This window comes from Neobacillus sp. B24 (assembly GCF_055381825.1).
This window is the reverse complement of record NZ_AP035777.1, coordinates 2,800,235-2,822,704: the sequence shown is the minus strand read 5'-3', so window position 1 is coordinate 2,822,704 and position 22,470 is coordinate 2,800,235. Positions and strand designations below refer to the sequence as shown.

At 41.3% G+C, this 22,470-nt stretch carries 17 protein-coding genes; 14 read left to right on the top strand and 3 right to left on the bottom strand.

Annotated features, from left to right (window positions below):
- The first annotated feature begins 73 nt into the window (after window positions 1-73).
- From celB to ACZ43M_RS13875, 3 genes are all read left to right on the top strand, one after another.
- Complete coding sequence (gene celB, locus ACZ43M_RS13885; RefSeq protein ID WP_464503154.1) at window positions 74-1,390, top strand: PTS cellobiose transporter subunit IIC; 1,317 nt, start codon at window positions 74-76, stop codon at window positions 1,388-1,390.
- A 255-nt stretch (window positions 1,391-1,645) separates the two neighbouring features.
- On the top strand, window positions 1,646-4,105 hold the full coding sequence (locus ACZ43M_RS13880; protein ID WP_464503153.1) for a sensor domain-containing protein: 2,460 nt from the start codon (window positions 1,646-1,648) through the stop codon (window positions 4,103-4,105).
- 142 nt (window positions 4,106-4,247) lie between these two features.
- The gene (locus ACZ43M_RS13875; RefSeq protein WP_464503152.1) at window positions 4,248-5,231 is read left to right on the top strand and encodes a proline dehydrogenase family protein; all 984 of its coding nucleotides are present in this window, start codon (window positions 4,248-4,250) and stop codon (window positions 5,229-5,231) included.
- Window positions 5,232-5,669: 438 nt separating this feature from the next.
- Here the strand turns inward: ACZ43M_RS13875 and ACZ43M_RS13870 are convergent, their stop codons facing one another.
- Window positions 5,670-8,369: a cation-translocating P-type ATPase gene (locus tag ACZ43M_RS13870; RefSeq protein ID WP_464503151.1), complete on the bottom strand. Its 2,700-nt coding sequence runs from the start codon at window positions 8,367-8,369 to the stop codon at window positions 5,670-5,672.
- A 280-nt stretch (window positions 8,370-8,649) separates the two neighbouring features.
- On the opposite strand from ACZ43M_RS13870, the gene ACZ43M_RS13865 reads away from it, so the two are divergent.
- The 7 genes from ACZ43M_RS13865 to ACZ43M_RS13835 all read left to right on the top strand — a co-directional run bounded on the left by ACZ43M_RS13865 (window position 8,650) and on the right by ACZ43M_RS13835 (window position 15,292).
- Window positions 8,650-9,084 (top strand): universal stress protein, encoded by a 435-nt coding sequence (locus tag ACZ43M_RS13865; RefSeq protein ID WP_464503150.1) that lies wholly within the window; start codon window positions 8,650-8,652, stop codon window positions 9,082-9,084.
- Between the two features lie 37 nt (window positions 9,085-9,121).
- Entirely contained in the window at window positions 9,122-9,610 is a 489-nt protein-coding gene (locus ACZ43M_RS13860) for a hypothetical protein (protein ID WP_464503149.1), read from the top strand.
- Between the two features lie 185 nt (window positions 9,611-9,795).
- A complete protein-coding gene (locus ACZ43M_RS13855; RefSeq protein WP_464503148.1) occupies window positions 9,796-11,541 on the top strand; it encodes a bifunctional metallophosphatase/5'-nucleotidase in 1,746 nt (581 codons plus the stop codon).
- 208 nt (window positions 11,542-11,749) lie between these two features.
- The gene (locus ACZ43M_RS13850) at window positions 11,750-11,977 is read left to right on the top strand and encodes a hypothetical protein (RefSeq protein WP_464503147.1); all 228 of its coding nucleotides are present in this window, start codon (window positions 11,750-11,752) and stop codon (window positions 11,975-11,977) included.
- Between the two features lie 43 nt (window positions 11,978-12,020).
- Window positions 12,021-14,615 (top strand): bifunctional acetaldehyde-CoA/alcohol dehydrogenase, encoded by a 2,595-nt coding sequence (gene adhE / locus ACZ43M_RS13845; protein WP_464503146.1) that lies wholly within the window; start codon window positions 12,021-12,023, stop codon window positions 14,613-14,615.
- A gap of 154 nt (window positions 14,616-14,769) precedes the next feature.
- A complete protein-coding gene (locus ACZ43M_RS13840) occupies window positions 14,770-14,967 on the top strand; it encodes a DUF2281 domain-containing protein (protein WP_464503145.1) in 198 nt (65 codons plus the stop codon).
- Window positions 14,957-15,292, top strand: a complete 336-nt coding sequence (locus ACZ43M_RS13835) for a type II toxin-antitoxin system PemK/MazF family toxin (RefSeq protein WP_464503144.1) — start codon at window positions 14,957-14,959, stop codon at window positions 15,290-15,292. Before ACZ43M_RS13840 ends, ACZ43M_RS13835 begins: the two co-directional genes overlap by 11 nt.
- Window positions 15,293-15,378: 86 nt before the next feature.
- Here the strand turns inward: ACZ43M_RS13835 and pepF are convergent, their stop codons facing one another.
- A complete protein-coding gene (pepF, locus tag ACZ43M_RS13830) occupies window positions 15,379-17,196 on the bottom strand; it encodes an oligoendopeptidase F (protein ID WP_464503143.1) in 1,818 nt (605 codons plus the stop codon).
- A gap of 237 nt (window positions 17,197-17,433) precedes the next feature.
- Between pepF and ACZ43M_RS13825 the strand changes: the two genes are divergently transcribed.
- From ACZ43M_RS13825 to ACZ43M_RS13815, 3 genes are all read left to right on the top strand, one after another.
- Complete coding sequence (locus ACZ43M_RS13825) at window positions 17,434-18,585, top strand: lactate 2-monooxygenase (RefSeq protein WP_464503142.1); 1,152 nt, start codon at window positions 17,434-17,436, stop codon at window positions 18,583-18,585.
- Between the two features lie 11 nt (window positions 18,586-18,596).
- Window positions 18,597-19,082, top strand: a complete 486-nt coding sequence (locus tag ACZ43M_RS13820; protein ID WP_464503141.1) for a PaaI family thioesterase — start codon at window positions 18,597-18,599, stop codon at window positions 19,080-19,082.
- A 131-nt stretch (window positions 19,083-19,213) separates the two neighbouring features.
- Window positions 19,214-19,600: a hypothetical protein gene (locus ACZ43M_RS13815; RefSeq protein WP_464503140.1), complete on the top strand. Its 387-nt coding sequence runs from the start codon at window positions 19,214-19,216 to the stop codon at window positions 19,598-19,600.
- A 55-nt stretch (window positions 19,601-19,655) separates the two neighbouring features.
- On the opposite strand, the gene ACZ43M_RS13810 is transcribed toward ACZ43M_RS13815, so the two are convergent.
- Window positions 19,656-20,561, bottom strand: coding sequence for a TetR/AcrR family transcriptional regulator (locus ACZ43M_RS13810; protein WP_464503139.1), 906 nt, complete (start codon window positions 20,559-20,561; stop codon window positions 19,656-19,658).
- A gap of 335 nt (window positions 20,562-20,896) precedes the next feature.
- Between ACZ43M_RS13810 and ACZ43M_RS13805 the strand changes: the two genes are divergently transcribed.
- On the top strand, window positions 20,897-22,429 hold the full coding sequence (locus tag ACZ43M_RS13805) for an MDR family MFS transporter (protein ID WP_464503138.1): 1,533 nt from the start codon (window positions 20,897-20,899) through the stop codon (window positions 22,427-22,429).
- Window positions 22,430-22,470: the final 41 nt, after the last annotated feature.

The following is a 22,470-nucleotide window of genomic DNA, read 5'->3' as shown; positions in this document are numbered from 1 at the left end:
TGCAATGGTGCAGCGGTTTTAAAATTTGCCTGGAGTATTATAGATTCGTAAATTCACATAGGGGTGAATACAAATGAGCAAATTTAACCAAATGCTGGAAGAGAAAATAATGCCGATTGCCGGTAAAATTGCCGGTCAGCGTCACCTGCAGGCCTTAAGGGATGGCATTATATTAACGATGCCGCTTATTATCATCGGTTCTATTTTCTTAATATTAGGTTTTATTCCTATTGATGGCTATCCGGAATTCATGGCTAGAACATTTGGTGATGCATGGATGACGAAGCTCCTCTATCCTGTAAGCGCTTCCTTTGATATCATGGCATTAATTGCAGGCTTCGGTATAGCTTACCGCTTGGCCGAACAATACAAAGTAGATGCGCTGAATGCCGGTGCAATCTCCGTTGCTGCTTTCATTCTAGCAACACCTTATTTCACGATGTTTACGCCGGAAGGAGCAACAGAAGCGGTTCAGGTTGGCGGCGTCATTTCAATGACATACCTTGGCAGTAAAGGTCTGTTTGTCGCGATGATTATTGCTGTTTTATCCACTGAAATTTATCGATATATTATTCAAAAGAATATTGTTATTAAAATGCCTGATGGCGTTCCGCCGAGTGTCAGCAAATCATTTGTTGCGTTGTTTCCTGCTTTTGTTGTTATTGCAATCGTTTGGATACTCCGTTTATTAATTGAAAACACCTCATTTGAAACGCTGCACAATGTTGTCAGTAAGCTGCTACAGGAGCCGCTGAGCGTATTGGGCGGATCATTAATTGGTGCCTTAATTGCCGTATTTTTGGTTCAGTTGCTGTGGTCAACAGGGCTGCATGGTGCAAGTATTGTCGGTGGTGTTATGGGGCCGATTTGGCTGGCCCAAACCGATGCTAACCGACTTGCGCTGCAGGCGGGCCAAGAACTTCCCAATGTCGTAACCCAGCAATTTTTTGATATCTTCATTTATTTAGGTGGATCGGGTGCAACCATCTCCTTTGCGTTCATGATGCTGTTCATGGCAAAAAGCCAGCAGTCCAAACAACTAGGAAGGCTGGCAATCGGACCGGGAATTTTTAATATTAATGAACCGATTACCTTCGGTGCACCGATTGTCATGAACCCGCTGCTCATCATTCCATTCATATTAACGCCGCTGGCATTGGTCATTACCACCTATATTGGCATGAGTACAGGTTTTGCTCCGAAAACCGCTGGTGTTGCAGTACCGTGGACGACACCACCGATTATCGGAGGCTACTTGGCTACCGGAGGAAACATTAGGGGGGCATTGATGCAGGTGATCAACCTGCTGGTGGCTTTCGCTATCTACTATCCATTCTTTAGAATGTGGGATAAACAAAACCTGAAGGCTGAGCAACGTGCGAAAAATTAATCATTGGAAACAAGGGCTTCCGTCTTTCGGGCCCTTGTTTTTTTTGAGTTTAAGAGAAATTTCAACCCTTTCATTGGAAATATATGAATCTTCTGTGAAGTCCTATTTTTTCAGGTCTTTTGATGCATAAGATTTATGTCGATTTTGGTAGAATGAAGTTGTATAATGTTTTAGATTACTGTGCCCCTTGTATACTATCTGGTAAGGCGGAGTATTATGTACATTTGGGACAAGTCTATTAAGGAGAGCCCCGAAATGAGTATAATTGAAATGGATCGTTACCACGACATCATTACATTAAATAAGGAATTATTAGATTTAAAATATGCCCTGGATGAATCTTCGATTATCGCCATTACTGATCATAAGGGTATCATTCAGATAGTTAATAAAAAATTTTGCGACATCTCCAAATATAACAAAGAAGAATTGATTGGACAGGACCATCGAATTCTTAATTCAGGCTATCATTCTAAAGATTTTTTTCGCGATTTATGGTCGACAATCGCTACAGGCAGGGTTTGGAAAGGAGAAATCAAAAATAAAGCAAAGGATGGCAGTCTGTACTGGGTGCATACGACCATCGTTCCCATCCTAAATGAAAAAGGCAAACCGCAGCGTTATATTTCTATTCGCGTTGACATTACCAAGCAGAAGCAAATGGAGGCAGCCCTGCAAAAGGCGCTTCAGGATGACTTTTACCAAACTGTAAAAAATCTTGAAAATGGCATTTTTAAGATGAGACAAACTGAAAGCGGCGACATTATTTATACAATGGCCGAAGGAAGACTACTATATAAACTGGGGTTGAGTACTGAACAGCATAGAAATAAAACTCCCTATGATATATTTCCATTTGAAATCGCCAGCTATAAGCTGGAAAAATATCATTTTGCCTTTAAAGGAAATCGGGTTCAATATGAAATAGAACTGGGAGGCAGGCTGTTATATGTTGATGTGACCCCTATCTATAAGGACAATAGGGTTGTTGAGTTATTAGGTTATATCCATGACTTGACAGAATTAAGAATAACCCAAAGACAGCTTCAGGAGAACCAATTGCTGTATCAGTCACTATTTGAGCATAGTCAAGAGGCGGTGTTCACCTTCGATACAACCGGCAATGTTATTAATTTGAATCCCGCTGTGGAAAAAATTGTCGGGTATTCAAGTGAAGCACTACAAGAAATGGCCTTGGTGCATCTCATACCGCAAGAATACCAAGGGTTGGCAATTGATTATTTTGAGAAAGCACTTAAGGGTGAACCACAGAACTTTGAAACCGTCGTTTTTCATCAAAACGGCCGAAAAATTTACCTAAATCTAACCTTTCTTCCCATTATAATGGACAATCAGATTAGTGGGATTTATATGCTCGGTAAGGATATATCGGAACAAAAAAGAGTCCAGGAACTAAATGCCTATTTTGCACGTCATGATGAACTAACGAAACTTCTCAATAGAAGAGGATTTGAAGAAAAGCTAACGGGAGCAATCCAACATGCAAAATCTAGAAACCAAAAGCTTGCCGTCATGTATATTGATTTGGATCGGTTTAAAAACATCAATGACACTTTAGGTCATTTAATTGGTGACCGCCTATTGGAACAGCTTGCCTCCCGGTTAAAGGGGCATATCGGTAAAGATAAGGCGATTGCCCGCATGGGTGGAGATGAATTTATGGTTCTTTGCCCCGTTATACAGCAGGATCAAGAGGCTGTTATCTTTGGTGAAGAATTATTGGATCGTTTAACAGAGCCATTTTTTATAAAGGAATATGAGCTATACGTTACAGCAAGTATCGGGATAAGCCTTTTTCCTGATAACGGACAAACAGTCGTTGATTTAATGAAGCATGCTGATATCGCACTATATAAAGCGAAAGACCAAGGCAGAAATAATTGTCAAATTTATTCATCCATCATGGATTCAAAGAGCTTTCAGTCGTTTTTCCTTGAAAGGGATTTGCGAAAGGCATTATTAAATAATGAATTTCTAGTTTACCTGCAGCCGCGGGTAGATGCGCGTCACAATAAAATTGTCAGTGCCGAGGCTTTGATTCGTTGGAATCACCCTGAATTTGGACTGATCCCTCCCTCACAGTTCATCCCGATTGCCGAAGAAACGGGTTTGATTATTCCTATTGGCAAATGGGTGAAACGGAAGGTTTGTGAACAATTGGTACAATGGCGAAATGAAGGAATTCCATTAGTGCCAATCAGTATTAACATTAGTCCACAGCGGTTTTTCCAAAAGGATTTTGCGGAAAGTGTTCGCGGACTTCTCGAGGAATTCAGTTTGGACGGCTGTCTGTTAGAATTTGAAATTACCGAAAATTCATTGATGCGCAATGAAGTAGATGTCAATGAAACAATAGGTGAACTGAAAAAATTGGGAATTAAGATTTATATTGATGACTTTGGGACGGGTTACTCTTCGTTTTCCTATTTAAAATCATTTAGACTAGACGGAATTAAAATCGACCGGTCGTTTATTCATGACATTTCCTGTCAATCTGATAATGCCGGAATTACCGCGGCGATGATCCAGCTTGCCCATCTGTTAAAAACGGATGTGATTGCCGAGGGTGTAGAGACAATGGAGGAATTGTTATTTTTACAGGAGCATAATTGCCATCAGGTACAAGGGTACTTGTACGCAAAGCCATCACCAATGGAGAATTTCGGAAATCTTTTAATAAATGGATTGCACTAAAAATATTGTAACTTAAGCCACTCATCGGGTGGTCTTTTTTTTGGTTTGAAATTGAGAAAATTCTCAAAATAATCTTTTATGTAAGCGTATGCTATAATTATCTTATCGTAATAAAACACCAGTATGGTAAGGAGCAATCAGGATGTTGAAAGATTTTTTCATGGGCTTATCACAAAATCAATTTCTAAACAGCACGGCCAAGAAGTATGGTTTAAAACTAGGGGCGCAAAGTGTTGTGGCTGGTACCAATATCGAGGAAGCAATTAAAAGTATTAAGGAGCTTAATGCCCAAGGTATTTCTTGTACAGTTGATAACCTCGGGGAATTTGTTTTTAAAGAGGAAGAGGCAACTGTTGCTAAAGATCAAATCTTGCAAGTGATTGATGCGATTCATCAGAATGGAGCAGATGCTCATATTTCCTTAAAACCAACTCAACTTGGCCTTGATATCGAATATGCTTTCTGCTTAAGCAATGTAAGAGAAATCGTTGCGAAGGCCAGTCAATATAATATGTTCGTGAACATCGATATGGAGGATTTCAAACATCTCCAGCCTACTTTTGATCTGTTGGATGATCTTTCAGTCGAATTTGATAATGTCGGTACGGTTATTCAGGCTTACTTCCATAAAGCATTGGAGTACTTGGAAAGATATCAGAATTACCGCATCCGCCTAGTTAAAGGTGCTTATAAAGAATCGGCAGAGATTGCTTACCAGGAAAAGCAGGAAATTGATGAAAACTATATCAAGCTAATTGAATGGCATTTGTTAAATGGCAAATTTACATCGATTGCAACCCATGACCACCGGATTATTAATCATGTAAAGCAGTTTGTGAAAAAGAACAATATTCCAAATGATAAATTTGAGTTCCAAATGCTGTATGGCTTCAGAAAAGAGCTTCAGTTGCAGCTGGCTAAAGAAGGCTATAATTTCTGTACGTATGTGCCATTTGGCAATGACTGGTATGGCTATTTTATGCGCCGGTTGGCGGAAAGACCGCAAAACTTAAATCTTGTTGCCAAGCAGGTGTTTAACAAAAAAACCAATACCGTTATTGGTGTTGCTGCAGGTGCTTTCCTATTAGGCAGATTAACGAAGTCAGCAAATAAAAAACGTAAATAAGGAAATGGTTGACCTCCTAATTTTAGGCTTGGGAGGTTTTTATTTTTGATGGTAAATGACCTTCAAATTGTATGGTAGTTTGGAGGTCCTTTTATTGATATAAAGAGGTAACTGTATATGATTTCACTGTGTCTGAAAAAATAAACGGATAAATTCCGGCTAAATTGGGAAATACCCTTATTTCCTTGAAAATAGGAGGAGTTTTTCCGCTTATATTAACGAAAACATTGGATTTTGTCTTATTTAGAGACGTTAACCGGAAATTCTCCGCCTATATCCGCTGTTTTGGCTTCCCCTAAACCATTAGCAGGAAATTCTCCGCCTATTTCTCATTTTAGCCGTACATTTATTGTGCAAATTTTAAGACAAGGGGGGAGTGGTAAGAAGCGAAAGTAGTATAAAAAAGGCCAATTCCACCCGTGAATTGGCCTTCTTTGATTAGAAACTGTCAGTCTTTTTGCGGTTGGAACTAATCGGTGGAAGGAAAACCCTGTTTCCCGCTTTCCAAAGCTCGTTGAGCATGACCGGCAATAGGGAAAGGGCAAGGACCAGGAGCCAATCCTTAATCGTTAGTACTCTGATTTCAAATATTCTATTGAAAACAGTGCTGTTGACTAAAACGGCTTGAATCGCTATGCCCAGTAGAATGGAACCAAGCAAGTACTTATTGGTCAAAAGCCCGATCTGAAAAATCGATTTATGATTATTCCGCAGGTTAAGCGAGTGGAATAGCTGCGAAATACTTAGCGTAATAAACGCCATCGTCTGCGCGTGGATGAGTGCATCTGCCGGAATATGATTAAAGTCAATTGAAAATATCGAACCCGCCCCTGTGTACAGCGACAGGCCGGCAATAAAGCCAAATAGTGTGATGACACCAATAACCAAACCATTCACCAATGTGTAGGTACCGCTTCCTTGTGCAAAAATGCTTTCTTTTATTGACCGCGGTTTATCTTTCATCACATCAGGATCATCCGGGTCAAGACCGAGTGAGATGGCAGGGAGGGTATCGGTAATTAAATTGACCCATAAAATATGAATCGCTGTCAATGGGGCGGGCCAGCCAAGTAAAATGGCAAAGAATAGGGTGATAATTTCACCTAAATTGCAGGATAGAAGGAATAGTATTGCTTTTTTTATATTTTGATAAATATTTCTACCTTCCTCAACAGCCGCGACAATCGTAGAAAAATTGTCATCGGTGAGTACGATATCGGCAGCCCCCTTGGCAACATCAGTTCCGCTCATGCCCATTGCCACACCCACATCAGCCTGTTGAAGCGACGGAGCATCATTGACACCATCACCGGTCATTGAGGCGATCTCGCCGGTTGTCTTCAGCGCCTTGACAATTTTTACTTTATGTTCAGGGGAAACACGGGCAAACACAGAAATTCGTTTCACCTTTTCTGTCCATTCACTTTCTGTCAAGTTATCGAGTTCTGCCCCTGAGATTGTTTCTTTTTCATCTTCTGCAATCCCAAGTTCTTTGGCAATCGCGAAGGCAGTTTTTTGATGGTCACCAGTAATTATCACAGTGCGGATTCCGGCATCTTTACATTGGGCAATCGATGCTTTTACTTCTTCCCTTGGCGGGTCAATCATTCCTGTTAACCCTAGTAAAGTAAGACCGCTTTCAAGCTTCTCTTTAGTAAATTCATCAGGGGAATTCACCTCTTTATAAGCAATAGCCAGCACCCTTAGCGCCTCATGGGACATCCTATCCGCTTGGTTTTTTATTCTCTCGCATTCATGAGCTGTGGCAGGAATTTTTTCATCATTGTTCATGATATGGATTGTTTCCGGCAAAATGCATTCTAGCGCTCCTTTAACCATGGCAATGTAGGAGTCATCCTTCTGGTGGACAGTGGTCATCATTTTTCGTTCTGAATCAAACGGGACTTCAAATACACGTGGATAGTCATTCTCCATTTGTTGCTTTGACAAGCCCATTTTTTGTGCTGCCGTTACCAACGCGATTTCGGTAGGGTCTCCGGTTTGTTCGCTTTTTGTCACAATGGCGTCATTGCACAACAAAATGGCTTCGAAAAATAATTGATCGGATGGATTTTGTATTTTAAAAGAAGAAAGTGAAGCATACTTGCCATTCGTCCAAACGTTTGTGACCGTCATTTTATTTTGTGTCAGTGTTCCTGTCTTATCGGAACAAATGACACTGACCGCACCTAATGTTTCTACAGCGGGGAGCTTTCTTACGACGGCACGCCGTTTGATCATCCGTTGGACACCAAGGGCGAGGACGATCGTGACAATCGCAGGGAGTCCTTCCGGGATGGCTGCTACAGCAAGGCTTACGGCAATCAGAAACATATCCAGTGCCTCTCTGCCCTGAAAATAGCCAATTAAAAAGATGACGGCGGAAATCAGTACGGCCCCAATCCCAAGGATTTTCCCGAGTTCTGCCAATTTTACCTGCAAAGGCGTCATTTCCCGTTTTTGGTTCCCCAACATGCTGGCAATCTTGCCAATTTCCGTACTCATTCCTGTGTTTACCACAACCCCGACACCACGGCCATAGGTTGACAGCGTCGACATAAACGCCATATTTTGTTGATCGGCAATGGGAATATCGTCCTCACCCTGCCAGTCAGCCTGTTTATCGACTGGAACTGATTCTCCGGTTAATGAGGATTCCTCAATTTTTAAATTGGCAGTTTCAACTATCCGCAGGTCAGCGGGGATAAACCGTCCTGCATCGATGATGACAATATCACCGGGTACCAGTTGCTCCGAAGGGATTTCACCTATCGTTCCGTCCCTTTTGACTACTGCTTTGGGTGTGGTCATCTTTTTCAGTTCCTCTAGGGCTTTCTCAGCTTTAGCTTCTTGAATGACCCCGATTATAGAATTGAGCAGAATCACAATTACGATAATGATGGCATCACTGTACTCGCCGACAAAGATGGAAATCAAGGCTGCAACAATAAGGATGTAAATAAGAGGGCTGTTGATTTGTTCGAAAAATAGTTTCCATAATGATGGTTTTGTGTGGTCGCTAAATTCATTGGGGCCGTAACGGTGGAGGCGTACTTGTGCTTCCTTGCTGGAAAGTCCAGTAAAGAAATTGGTCTTTAACACTTTGAACACTTCGGCATTACTCTTGGTATGCCACATGAAACTTCACCCTTCCAAAATATTTAAAATGGAAAATCTATCTAATTCAATTAAACCATAAATTGTAGTGGTGTAGCTGTTTAAAAAGGGGTAAAGTCACAAATTGTTCAAACCTTCACATTGTATTATTGGTAAATTTTACATACAATAAAAGTGAGGGTGAATCCCTTCGCCAACTATATAGTATGTGGTTACATTTACACCATGTTACTCGCTAGATCTTTTGAACAATGTCAAAAGGTCTTTTGGCATTTCTAAAATTTTTTAGGAGGGAAGAGGCATGAAAAATCGAATATTGGTCGGGATTGATGGATCGGAGAATTCGCTTGAAGCCTTAAAGGAAGCCGTTCACTTGGCAGAGGCGTATCAAAGTAAGCTTTTCTTAGTAAATGTGCAGCCTTCCTACAATTTTTTTCACACAAGATTATTTATTAATGATGAACTAATTAAAGAATATCAAAAGGAAATGTTTATGGAAGCGACAAAATATGCGGCTGATTTTATGCAGGCGCAAAAAGTCGATCATGAATTGGTCCTGCGTATCGGTGATCCAACGCAGCAAATTTGCAAACTGGCAAAAGAATTATCGGTTCAGTATATCGTAATTGGGTCTCGCGGCATAGGATTAATTAAGGGTACTGTACTGGGGAGTGTTTCAAACGGAGTCCTCCATGAATCCCAAGTACCGGTGTTAATTATTCCAAAACGAAAATAGCCTTGCAGTTTCAAATGGGGTCAAGGAGGATGGAGCGATGTCCTATAAACTTTATGGGGCAATTGGTTTTGGTCTGGGGGGATTAATTGCGGGTTTTGCGGGTGACTACATGGTTCAGTCATTTCTATTAATGGGATTTTTGGGCAGTGCATTTTTGGCCATTCCCACCCGCAGTCCTAAGTTAATACTGTTAGCAGGTCTCTTAGGCGGAATTGGATTTTTCATTGGGTTTGCAGTTCCGATTTTTGTGTTCCTAACATTCTTTGAACTTCCATTTAAGTATTTGTTTATTGGTTTATTCATGGGTTTTACTGGCGGTCTCCTGCTCGGAGTTGTTTTTCGTAATTTCAAAGACTTTGTGCTATGGGGGACAATTGGATTCGGACTTAGCTGGTCTATTGCCTTTAGTATGATGGAATGGTTTCGAGGAGTGTTCCCGCAGTTTTTCTCCGGGATTGTTATGATGATTGCTTGTGCCATTGGGGGCGGTTTTTTGGGCCACGCCGCATCGAAATCCAAGCAATGATAATGAAGCCAAAAGCATCCCGTTGTCGATGCTTTTGGCTTTTTTGTGCTTTTTGAAGTATTTACTTTCGCAGAGAAAATGTTACTTAAAATGGTCATAGTGAAAATGCGATTTTATATGAATATTCTTCCAAATCTATGCGAAAAATAGCTTTGGTTTGATAGTAAAATATAGGAGGATCAAGAATGAAATGGATGAATAAAAGTTTAATCGCTATAATCATTTGTTCTTTATTGGGCTGGTCAGGGGATTTGTCTGTTTCGGCCCATGCTGTGAAAGAAAATGGTCCCGAAACTGATGTTTCCAAGAATCAGGATGTTGAAGCAGCCAGGCAAAATCGGCAGGGCGACCAGGGTTTATCGGAAGAATATCATGGTCATATTTCGAATCGTCCGGAAACCAAGCAGAAAAAGCAAAAGCCACCTGCTCCGAATCAGCGCTATATTCAGGTTCAACTATTAGGTATTAACGATTTGCACGGACAATTAAATGTAACTCGGAAGGTAGGCGGCAAGGATACCGGTCGGGCTGATTATTTAGCTGCTTATTTAAAACAACGGGCTGCAGAAAACAAAAACACACTTCTGGTCCAAGACGGGGATATGGTTGGGGCAAGCCCGCCGGTTTCAGCACTATTGCAGGACGAGCCTACCATCGAATTTTTGAACAGAATGGGCTTCGCTATTGGCACGGTTGGGAATCATGAATTCGATGAGGGCGTCAATGAACTACTGCGGCTGATTAATGGCGGTTCTCACCTTAAAACGGGTAACTTTGCGGGGTCCAAATTCCCTTGGGTAGTGGCTAATGTGGTGAATGAAAAAACAGGTAAAACGATACTGCCGCCTTATCATGTCACTAGGGTTAACGGAATGCCAATCGGCTTTATCGGTGTCGTGACAACAGAAACACCAACCGTTGTCGTTCCAAGTGGTGTGGCCGGCCTAAAGTTCACGGATGAGGTGGAGGCGATTAACCGAAATGTAGCAGAGTTGAAAAAACAAGGGGTAAAGGCCATTGTAGTGTTAGCACACAATCCAGGCACTTCCGGGCCGAATGGGGAAAACCCAACAGGCCAGCTTGTGAATATCGCCAATTCTGTAGACGATGAAGTGGATGTAATTTTTGGCGGGCATAATCATGCCTATATGAATGCCACGATTGATAATAAATTGATCGTTCAAGCTTATTCATATGGCACAGCTTTTTCCGATGTAGATATTGAGATTGATCCGAAAACAAAGGATATTGTCTCGAAAAGGGCAGAAATTGTCACGACCTTCCACGAAGGAATACAACCCGACCCTGAAATAAAGCAAATGGTTGAGGGTTACGAAGCTAAAATTGAACCGATTGTAAACCGTGTCGTTGGGGCAACTTCTACACCTCTAACAGCGTTGCAAAATGAAAATGGAGAATCGGTGTTGGGAGACTTTATTGCCGACGCGCAGCGAAGCCAACTGAAAACTGATTTTGCCTTCATGAATCCTGGCGGTATTCGTGCCGACATTGATGCAGGTGAGATCACTTGGGGCGAAGTCTATACAGTTCAGCCGTTTAATAATGAAATGGTAAAAATGACGATGACGGGGGAGCAAATTCGCGCCCTATTAAACCAGCAATGGAGCGCATCCAAGAGTACAATGCTGCAAATTTCCGGTTTAAATTACACGTGGGATTCAACAAAACCTATCGGACGACGTGTAGTAGACATTAAACTGCCTGATGGTTCCGCAATCGATCCTAACAAATCGTACACTGTGGCAGCTAACATCTTTTTATCAGGCGGAGGGGACGGCTTTACGGTATTTACCCAAGCGCAAAACAAGGAAGTCGGCCCTGTTGATTTAGATGTGCTTGTTAACTACATTATGGCACAACCAAAACCTTTCACTTATGAGCTTCAAAATCGAATTAAGAAATTGCAATAAGCTGTGCAGCATGGAGAAGACTGTGATACTTATGTCACAGTCTTTTTCGTTGGATTTTGGAAGCGGTTTCTAGATAATGTTTATTTAAAGTGTTTTCAATATGAACATTTTGTTTATATTTTATTCAAAGTTTGTTCAATATTTCACAAACTAAAGTGCCTTATCTTATGATAAATTAGAGACATAAAGGAACAAGGAGTGATACAAAATGATGGTTTGTGAATGGAAAGTATTTTCGACAGATGCAGAAGTTTACACTCAAGAAGTATTCGAAGACATTATCGGCGACGAATTTGAAGCAATGATGTTTAAAGATGATGATCAGATTCCTGCCTATATTTGGACCGTTAACTTTGTCATTATCGTCAAAAGAAGCTCGAAGGTAATGACTGATATCTCTTTTGAAAAAATTCCTCGTAACCCTGTATGTGAATAATTTCACATACTTAATCATAATTGAGACTAGGGAGTGTTTGTACATGACTGCTGTTGAAGAAAAAGTACAAAGTGTCACCGAAATGATTGATACATTAGTAGATAATGGGCTAAAGGCATTGAATGAATTCCGCAATTTGGATCAAGTACAAATCGATGAGATTGTGAAGCAAATGGCATTGGCGGGACTTGATCAGCATATGCCGCTGGCTAAACTGGCTGTGGAAGAAACAAAACGCGGCGTTTATGAAGATAAAATCATCAAGAATATGTTCGCGACAGAATATGTCTATCACAATATTAAATACAACAAAACAGTCGGTGTCATCAACGAAAATGAATTGGAAGGCATCATGGAAATTGCTGAACCGGTTGGCGTCATCGCAGGAGTTACTCCTGTAACAAACCCAACCTCAACGACTATGTTCAAGGCGTTAATTTCTATTAAAACACGGAACCCGATTGTGTTTGCTTTCCATCCATCGGCACAGAAGTCAAGCAGTGAAGCCGCACGAGTGTTAAGAGACGCAGCTACCAAAGCAGGGGCACCGGAAAATTGCATTCAGTGGATTGAAACACCATCTGTCCAGGCAACTCAAACGTTAATGAACCATCCAAAAATCTCGCTTATTCTCGCAACTGGCGGTTCAGGCATGGTGAAATCAGCCTATAGCTCAGGAAAACCAGCCCTCGGAGTAGGACCTGGGAATGTTCCTTGCTATATAGAAAAAAGTGCAAACCTGAAGCAAGCCGTTAACGATTTAATTTTATCCAAAACATTTGACAATGGAATGATTTGTGCTTCCGAGCAGGCAGTCATCATTGATCAGGATATTTATGATGAAGTCAAAGGCGAAATGATCGCGAATAAATGCTACTTCTTGAATAAAGCGGAAAAGAAAAAGGTTGAAAAACTAGTAATTAACGAAAATACTTGTGCGGTTAATGCTGATATTGTCGGGATGCCAGCTTTCAAAATTGCCCAAATGGCCGGTGTGGAAGTTCCAGAAGGCACAAAAATTTTAATAGCAGAATTACAGGGTGTCGGACCTGATTATCCGCTATCAAGAGAAAAATTAAGTCCAGTATTAGCTTGTTACAAGGTAAGCAGCTTGGAAGAAGGCTTGAAACGTGCTGAAGAAATGCTCGAATTTGGCGGCCTCGGCCACTCTGCTGTTATTCATACTACCAATGATGAGATGATTCGCCAATTTGGCTTACGGATGAAGGCGGGCCGGATTATTGTCAACGCTCCATCTTCACAAGGTGCGATTGGTGATATCTATAATGCTTATATTCCATCACTGACACTAGGTTGTGGGACCTATGGGGGGAACTCTGTATCGACAAACGTTGGCGCCATTCACCTAGTAAATATTAAAAAGGTTGCGAAACGAAACGTGAATATGCAATGGTTTAAAGTTCCACCGAAAATCTATTTTGAAAAGAATTCCACTCAATACTTGGCAAAAATGCCGAATATCTCAAAGGCATTCATAGTAACCGACCCGGGTATGGTGAAACTGGGCTATGTGGATAAGGTTCTCTACTATTTAAGAAAGCGTCCTGATTATGTCCACTGTGAAATATTCTCTGAGGTAGAGCCCGACCCATCCATTGAAACGGTCATGAAGGGTGCCGAAATGATGGCGAAATTCCAGCCAGATGTCATCATTGCGCTTGGCGGTGGTTCAGCGATGGATGCTGCAAAAGGAATGTGGTTGTTCTTTGAACATCCTGATGCTGATTTCTTCGGGTTAAAGCAGAAGTTCTTAGATATCCGCAAACGGATTGTGAAATACCCGCATTTGGGCTCGAAAGCACAGTTTGTCGCGATCCCAACAACATCCGGAACAGGTTCTGAAGTAACGTCTTTCTCGGTTATTACCGATAAGGAAGCGAATGTGAAGTATCCATTGGCTGATTATGAATTGACTCCGGACGTGGCCATTATTGACCCGCAGTTTGTCATGACCGTTCCAAAACATATTACAGCGGATACTGGAATGGATGTGCTGACACATGCAATTGAAGCCTATGTTTCCTGCATGGCTAATGACTATACAGACGGTCTCGCGATGAGAGCCATCCAGCTTGTGTTTGAATATCTGCCAAGAGCCTATAGAAATGGGAATGATGAAGAAGCGCGTGAGAAAATGCATAATGCATCCACGATTGCCGGAATGGCGTTTGCGAATGCATTATTGGGTATTAACCACAGCTTGGCACACAAGCTTGGTGCAGAATTCCATATTGCGCACGGCCGAGCCAATACAGTGATGCTGCCACATGTAATTCGTTACAATGCAACAAAGCCTGTAAAGTTTACAGCGTTCCCTAAATACAAGCACTTCATTGCAGACAAACGCTATGCTGAAATTGCCAGATTGCTAGGGTTACCGGCAAGCACGACAGAAGAAGGCGTTAATAGTCTCGTTGGGGCGATTATTGAATTAGCTAAGGAACTAGACATACCGATGAGCCTGGAGACAAACGGCATTGATCAAGCCGAATTCGAAAGCAAAGTCGATTATCTGGCCGACCGTGCATTCGAAGACCAATGCACCACAGCCAATCCAAAACTGCCGCTTGTAACCGAATTAGCAGAAATCTATCGTTTGGCTTACAAAGGAGTCTAATAAAGAGAAAAAGGGTGTCAGGCATTGCCTGACACCCTTTTTAAATTAGTAAAATGAATGAAAAGAGGATGTTATTTTAAATTGTATAGCGGGTTGATAATTTGTGTTTAATGGTATAATAAGGTGATTATACATAGAAGGGAGTTGTTGAATAATGAACGCTGAAAAAGAAAAGCTCTTGAAAATTATTGATGAAATCCCTGAAAGTGACTTGGCTAAAATTTTGGATTTTGCACGGTATTTAAGAGATAAGAAAGAAAAAAAGCTTTACAACGACTTATCAAAGGCAAGTGAAAGCAGTTTGGATTTTTGGGATAATGACATTGATGATGGGGTATGGAATGATGTATAAACAAGGTGACATACTTTTAATCCCCGTACCGTTCACTGATTTATCTACAAAGAAGCAACGTCCAGTATTAGTAATATCGAATGACTACTTTAATTCCACATCGCAAGATTTCCTAGTTTCCGCAATTACCTCACATTTAAGAAACATCGACTATTCCATCATAATTACTAGCGATGATTTGAAGGAGGGGGAGCTTAAAATAACCTCTGCTGTTAAAGCTGACAAAATCTATACACTTTCCCAAAATATCGTAAAGAAAAAGTTTGGTCATGTAAACAAGAAAATTCTAATAGAAGTAGTAGACAAGGTAAAAGAGTTGTTATAGAAAATGTTTATATAATGAAAAAGGCCATTTGTCCACTCGAGGTGGACAAAGGCCTAACTTGTCTTTTTTTGGTGCCTGACACCAAATTAATTATATGATCTTTCTAATTCATCAATAAGCGAACCGACATATGTTACTGCCTTACGGATTGCATCAGGTTTGGACATGTCGAGTCCGGCGTGCTTGATTAGCTCAAGTGGTTTCATGGTTCCACCGGCGCGGAGGACCTCGAGCCATCTGTCAACAACTGGTTGACCTTCTTCTTGAATCATTTGGGCGACGGCTGTTGAAACAGTTAAACCTGCAGAGTATGTGTATGGATACAGCCCCATGTAATAGTGCGGCTGGCGCATCCAAGTCAAACTTGCTCCTTCATCAATTTCCACAGTATCGCCCCAGAACTCGGATAACACCGAACCTGTAACCTCTGTTAACGTCTTTGCAGTCAAGGCGGAGCCATTCTCTGCAAGCGCATAAACCCGGCGTTGGTATTCTGCTTCCAGCAAATGGGTGACAAAGTTATGATAGTAAGTCCCTAGAAGCTGCAGGATGACCCAGCGGCGCATTTGTACATCATCTTTATATTTCCCCAATAAATGCTGCCCCAATAGCATTTCATTCATTGTTGACGGTGCTTCGATAAAATACATCGACGGACGGACATTCATAATTCGCTGATTTTTATTGGCCAAATAGAAGTGTCCAGCATGACCGAATTCATGAGCCAACGTAAAGCAGCCGCGCATATTATCCTGCCAGGTAATCAGGATGTAAGGATGTGCACCATACGGGCTTGAGCAGAACGCTCCTGTTGATTTGCCGACATTGTCCGCCTGGTCTACCCATCTTTCCTTAAATCCTCTTTGGATGATTTCGCTGTACTCCGGTCCCATGACCCTCAAGGAATCTGAAATTAATTGGCTCGCTTCTTCAAACGTAGTTTTAGGATTAAAATCAGCATCAAGCGGTGCTTTTAAATCGCAGAACATCATCTGATCCAAGCCTAGTACCCTTTTCTTCAACTCCGCGAATCTGCGCATATGTGGTGCTAATTCTTTATAAATAATATCAATCTGATTATTATACATTTCAAGTGATACCTGCTGCGGTTCCAACAGCATATGGGTGACAGATTCATAATTGCGCAGGCGTGCGAGTGTCACTTGCTTTTTCACTTCAGTAGCATATGTTGCCGCGATTGTATTAGTATATTTTTTAAGTGTTGACACAAATGATTGGTAGGATTTTCTGCGAACCTCTGTATCAGGAGAAAATTCATAACGATTTTCAAACAGGGCAAAAGAGACAGATAGTTCATTCCCATTGGCATCAGCGATAGGATCAAAGTCCATATCTGCCAGTTTTGCCATTTGGTAGATTTGGTAGGGAGCTTCATGAACTTGCCCAAGTGCTGCCAGCACTTCTTCCGTTTCCGGAGAAAGCCGATACTTTTTTGATTCCAAAAGCTCGTGCAGATTTTTTCGGAAGGCCTCCAAACCTGGTTCGACCTTCAAAAATTTATCAACAGTTCCTTCTCCAAGCTCAAGAATTTCTGAATTAATGAAGGAAAGAGCAGCTAAACTCTTTGTTCGTAAAGCGGCAAATTTTGCTGAATTTGCCTGGTTGACCGGGTCTGTACCATCAGCAGATTGTTTTAAATGGGCATATGTCGCTGCTTTGATCAAGCGCATTGACAGCTGTTCCTGCGCTTCCAAGCAATTCAATAATGCCTTTGAATCAGTATGTAATGTTCCTTTGAAACTATCAAATTCAGCGATTTTTTTATCAATCACTTCCAGTTCTGCTTCCCAAGCCTGTTCGGTCGGAAATAGATCAACCAGATTCCAGGTCAATTCCTCCGGAACCTCGGAGCGGGTAAGTCGTTTCTCTACTGTTTTCTCCATTTATTAATGCCCCCTAAAGATATTTCGTGGTACTAAGTATTATCATATTATTTGTACGAAAATTAAGTCAATAGCTTTTACGGGAAAACATTTGTAAAAATTCCAACAATTCCTTAAACTCAAATTCATTATGTGCAATCTTTTTACTTTTGAAATATTATGTCAATTTATTGACCAGTTTATTTTTCCAATGCTATCATGATTATGGAAGCGTTTACGAAAAGGGGGAGGAAAAGAGTGAGTTTCGGCAATTCTGTCCAGTTTAAGGTTTACCAGCAATTTGAGAAAAATATTGTTCCAGTTTCCTATGAGGAATTAGAAGCAAAAGCAAAGGAACACCTCGAAGCAAAACCGTATTATTATGTAGCGGCATCAGCAGGTGCAGAGGTGACTGCAAAGCAAAACAATAAAGCTTTTGAAAAGTGGCAAATTGTCCCGCGGATGCTCTGTGATACCTCAAATAGAGATTTAAGTATCGAGTTATTTGGCAAGAAATTATCCTATCCCGTACTACTAGCGCCGGTAGGAGTCCAGTCGATTGTTCATCCTGAAGGGGAGTTGGCGACTGCAAGAGCGGCAGCGGCCATGGAAGTTCCGTTCATCGCCAGTACCGCCTCTACATACAGCCTGGAAAAAGTGGCCGGAGAAATGGGACAGGGCCAGCGTTGGTATCAATTATACTGGAGCAATGACCGTGAAATTGCTGCCAGCATGGTCAAACGTGCGGAAGCCGCAGGCTATGACGCAATTGTTATCACCCTCGATACCCCAATGATGGCATGGCGGGAAAAGGATATCGAGAATGCCTATTTGCCATTCCTTGAAGGAGAAGGGATTGGCAATTATTTATCCGATCCTGTTTTCTGTTCCCGCTTGGAAAAATCACCGCAAGAGGACATGAGAGCAGCAATTATGCTGTGGGCGCGGGTGTTTGGCAATCCAACGTTAACATGGAAGGACTTGGAGTTTATTAAAGGTCAAACTTCTCTGCCAATTTTATTAAAAGGAATATTGCACCCAGAAGATGCGAAGCTTGCAGTGGAGCATGGGGTCGACGGACTTGTTGTCAGCAATCATGGCGGCAGACAGGTGGATGGAGCAATCGCTGCCATTGATGCTCTGCCTGATGTAGTTGATGCTGTGGAAGGCAAAATTCCGGTCTTAATGGACAGCGGCATTCGCAGAGGATCCGATATTCTCAAGGCACTGGCATTAGGCGCAAAAGCTGTCTTAGTCGGCAGACCGTACATGTACGGTTTGGCATTGGCCGGAGAAGAGGGTGTCAAACAGGTGCTGCGCAATTTGATTGCAGATTTTGATTTAACTCTGGCTTTGTCGGGCAAGACGTCTGCTGCAGAATTAAGTCGAGATTTATTAAAGAAAGTCTAATGGAGGGACCAATGAAAGAAATAATTGAAAAAGCCATTCAAGATTATTATCCAGATGAAATTGCTTGGTGCTATGGATGCGGACGCTTAAATGAATCAGGGCATCATTTTCGCACAGGCTGGCAAGGGGAACAAACGGTCACAATTTACACGCCAAAACCGGAACAATTGGCAGCGACGGGGTTTGTTTATGGCGGCCTAATCGCCTCGCTTATTGATTGCCATGGCACTGGTTCGGCATCATTGGCACTCCATAGAAAAAATGGTAATGAACCTGGCGATGGGACGGAACCGCCTCGATTTGTCACTGGTAATTTAAATGTAAGTTTCGTGAAGCCAACACCGCATGGGGTACAGCTTAAAGCAATTGGCACGGTAACCGAAATCCACCCGAAAAAATTCAAAGTGGACACGGAAGTGTATGCCAATGATGTGCTTTGTGCCTGCGGAGAAGTAATTGCTGTATCAATGCCTAGTACATTTTTAAAACAGCAATAGGAAAAAAACACTCTTAGTGCTAATCGCAAGAAGAGTGTTTTTCATTTATTTAAAAAATTTCCATTTTTTCCGGAACAAAACGACCAGTACAATCGTCATATTATATATATGGGTGTTTTAGGAGGGGTTGGGTGGAACGGATTAAAAAATATATACTTCCATTTCTGATCACAATAATCATCGGGACTGGTCTTTTCATTAGCGCTTTTGGTCCAGTTATTTTCCAAGAGGGAAATCCGGTGCCTCTACTGGTTTCTGCCGCTAAACTTCAGTTTGGTGATTCCAAATATGTTCAATTCTCAAAAACAGAAAAGAGAAGCAGGTATTTATCCCAAAGTACAGGGAATAACACGTATGATGTTGTGAAGGAATATATGAAGGCGAAAGGCTGGAAGTATCAGGAACAAATGGGCTCGGGATTGATTTTTTCTAAAGATGGTGAGGATGCGGTGGTCGAAGTCAGGCAATACTCGAAGCATTATTTCATTTGGGAAATTCAAAAGGCGTTCTTTCAATAGAAGTGTCCTTACATATCCATCTATTCAAAAAAGAGGCTGTCACAATGACAGCCTCTCATCCATTTTCTTTCATCTCATCCATCTGTTTAAAATAATCAACAACTAATTGCTCAAGCTGAAGCAAATTTTTTTCCCATATTGGATCATTGTTCGATTTTAACGCTGCCATCGTGCTTTCAATCAGGTACCGGCGCGGATTTTTTGAATCCAGCATTTCTTCTTCAATAAACGTAAGCCATTCGGACATGCATTCCTGTTTATCAAACCATGCCAGACTATTTTTTAATGATACAACATGTTGATGGAACTGCTTTTTAAATGAAGCGCCAGGCTTCTTACTGGGCAGCCAAGCATCTAATAATTCTGGCTTGATTAATTGTTCACCCGTTTCAGAAACTTCATCCACGATTTTTACCAAACGATCCACCGAGTATCGGACCACATCACTAATATTGGAATTTGTTTGATGGGCCAAATAATTGTATTTAAGATTTTCGCGGAGAATGCCCATGAACATAATCGCACTATCTAATAGAAACGGTTTCTTTTCCTCCCCAAAAAGGTCGATGAACCGTTGGTAAAGCCAACGGATGGTTTTTATTTGCCCTTTTTTAATAAATTGCTTCAGGTCTTTGTCATCTGAAACCATTACTTCTTCGAATAGCGTAATCAGATTATTTTTTCGATTCATCTTTAATTGTAGATCGATTTGTTTTATAAACACTTCAATATCTGAAGGCGATTGGCCCATTAATAAGTCATTGCGCAGTATTTCCATGTCAGCTACAGACTTTTTGATAATGGCAATTAATAATTCACTCTTGGAAGAGAAATAATTATAAAATGTACCCTTTGAAATACCGCTGTATTCCAATATATCCTGAATCGAGGTTGCTTGAAATCCTTTTTCAATAAAAAGCTGATGTGCTTTGTTCAGGACATGCCGCTTTCGTTCGTTCATCAATATCACCTTGAATTCTTTTTGTCCCGCCTGAACGGGCAGTAAGACCCCCATCTTAAAATTCTGAGATACGAGAAACTAAATTGGGGTTCAACTGCCCGTAAAGGTCGGATTGGTTCAACTAACCATCAGCGGGGGCTGAATTACACCCCTCTGATGGAAGTTTCACTTTATACCACTAGTATAAAAATATAGTAACTTATTTTTTAAATTCTGACAAACCCATAAAAAATGCAAGATTTTTTTATTGCAAAAAATGAACCGGGAGTATAATATAGGTAAGTATGAAATAGGGGTATAAAAAAATGAACAATTAGTTTAAAGGGGGAAACTCAATGGAGAAAACCGTAAATCACACTAGTCGTCCGCCATATGGAATTATTGCGGTTCTCATGATTGGTGCGTTTATTGCATTCTTAAATAATACTTTACTAAATATTGCTCTGCCATCGATTATGAAAGATTTAGATGTCAATGCGGCGACGGTTCAGTGGATGACCACTGGATTTATGTTAGTCAACGGGATTTTAATTCCATCTACCGCTTACTTAATTCAAAAATTTTCAGTCCGGCACTTATTCCTAGCAGCTATGGGGTTATTCACGCTAGGTACGATCCTTGCTGGATTTGCCCACGCCTTCCCGCTATTACTTGCCGGCAGGATGATTCAGGCTTCAGGTTCTGCCATCATGATGCCATTGTTAATGAACGTTATGTTAGTCAGCTTCCCAATAGAAAGACGTGGGGCAGCAATGGGTGTCTTTGGATTAATCTTGATGGCAGCACCAGCGATTGGTCCGACCTTGTCCGGCTGGATTATTGAACACTACGATTGGAGAATGCTATTCCATTTTATTACCCCAATCGCCATTGTAGTGATCTTAATCGGCTTCTTCTTGCTGAAAGATAAAAAAGAAAAAATCAATATCCGCCTTGATTTATTATCACTAACGTTATCGTGTGTAGGTTTCGGTGGTATTCTATATGGATTCAGTTCTGCTGGAAATAAAGGCTGGGATAGCCCTCAAGTATATGGAACGATTGCCATCGGTGCCATTTCATTGATTGTGTTTATCTTGCGTTCCATAAAACAAGAACAACCATTATTGAACTTCCGAATTTATAAGTACCCTATGTTTGCTTTATCTTCAGCGATTACGATGGTCGTAAACATGGCGATGTTCTCTGGAATGCTGCTACTGCCTATTTATGTGCAAACACTTAGAGGGATTTCTCCAATGGATGCAGGTCTGATGCTGCTTCCTGGAGCACTTGTGATGGCATTTATGTCACCGATCACAGGAAAGCTGTTTGATAAAATTGGCGGACGTCCTTTAGCTGTTGCCGGTTTAACTATTATGACTGTAGGCACTTATTTTTTAAGTCAATTAACACTTGATACACCATATACCTATTTAGTGATTCTTCATGCCATCCGGATGTTCGGTATGTCGATGGTAATGATGCCTGTTTCAACAAATGGACTTAATCAATTGCCTGGCCGTTTTTATCCGCACGGTACTGCGATGAACAATACCTTAAACCAGGTAGCAGGTGCGATTGGGACAGCACTGCTGGTAACAATCATGTCCAACCGTGCTGAATCCAAAGCCAAAGAGCTGGGTGAAGAGGCTATGAAAAATCTGACTCAGCAGCCAACTCCTGAAGTAATTGCGCAAATGAAACAAGATATAATGCTGAATTCGACATTGGAAGGGATTAACTATGCTTTCTTAATCGCGACCTTTATCGCAGCAGTGGCCATCGTGTTATCCTTGTTTATTAAACGTGCAAAACAGGCCGAGGACCCAGGTGAAATCAAACCCACAGGGGAGCAAAAAATCTCCCCAAAACTGGCAGAAAATTAAACATTATATAGAGGCGGCCGTAATAGGCCGCCTTTATTTGC

Coding starts and splice junctions, on each gene's coding strand:
- celB (WP_464503154.1), top strand. CDS start 74: ATGAGCAAATTTAACCAAATGCTGGAAGAGAAAATAATGCCGATTGCC.
- ACZ43M_RS13805 (WP_464503138.1), top strand. CDS start 20,897: ATGGAGAAAACCGTAAATCACACTAGTCGTCCGCCATATGGAATTATT.
- ACZ43M_RS13880 (WP_464503153.1), top strand. CDS start 1,646: ATGAGTATAATTGAAATGGATCGTTACCACGACATCATTACATTAAAT.
- pepF (WP_464503143.1), bottom strand. CDS start 17,196: ATGGAGAAAACAGTAGAGAAACGACTTACCCGCTCCGAGGTTCCGGAG.
- ACZ43M_RS13840 (WP_464503145.1), top strand. CDS start 14,770: ATGAACGCTGAAAAAGAAAAGCTCTTGAAAATTATTGATGAAATCCCT.
- ACZ43M_RS13865 (WP_464503150.1), top strand. CDS start 8,650: ATGAAAAATCGAATATTGGTCGGGATTGATGGATCGGAGAATTCGCTT.
- ACZ43M_RS13855 (WP_464503148.1), top strand. CDS start 9,796: ATGAAATGGATGAATAAAAGTTTAATCGCTATAATCATTTGTTCTTTA.
- ACZ43M_RS13820 (WP_464503141.1), top strand. CDS start 18,597: ATGAAAGAAATAATTGAAAAAGCCATTCAAGATTATTATCCAGATGAA.
- ACZ43M_RS13850 (WP_464503147.1), top strand. CDS start 11,750: ATGATGGTTTGTGAATGGAAAGTATTTTCGACAGATGCAGAAGTTTAC.
- ACZ43M_RS13810 (WP_464503139.1), bottom strand. CDS start 20,561: ATGAACGAACGAAAGCGGCATGTCCTGAACAAAGCACATCAGCTTTTT.
- ACZ43M_RS13875 (WP_464503152.1), top strand. CDS start 4,248: ATGTTGAAAGATTTTTTCATGGGCTTATCACAAAATCAATTTCTAAAC.
- adhE (WP_464503146.1), top strand. CDS start 12,021: ATGACTGCTGTTGAAGAAAAAGTACAAAGTGTCACCGAAATGATTGAT.
- ACZ43M_RS13870 (WP_464503151.1), bottom strand. CDS start 8,369: ATGTGGCATACCAAGAGTAATGCCGAAGTGTTCAAAGTGTTAAAGACC.
- ACZ43M_RS13835 (WP_464503144.1), top strand. CDS start 14,957: ATGATGTATAAACAAGGTGACATACTTTTAATCCCCGTACCGTTCACT.
- ACZ43M_RS13860 (WP_464503149.1), top strand. CDS start 9,122: ATGTCCTATAAACTTTATGGGGCAATTGGTTTTGGTCTGGGGGGATTA.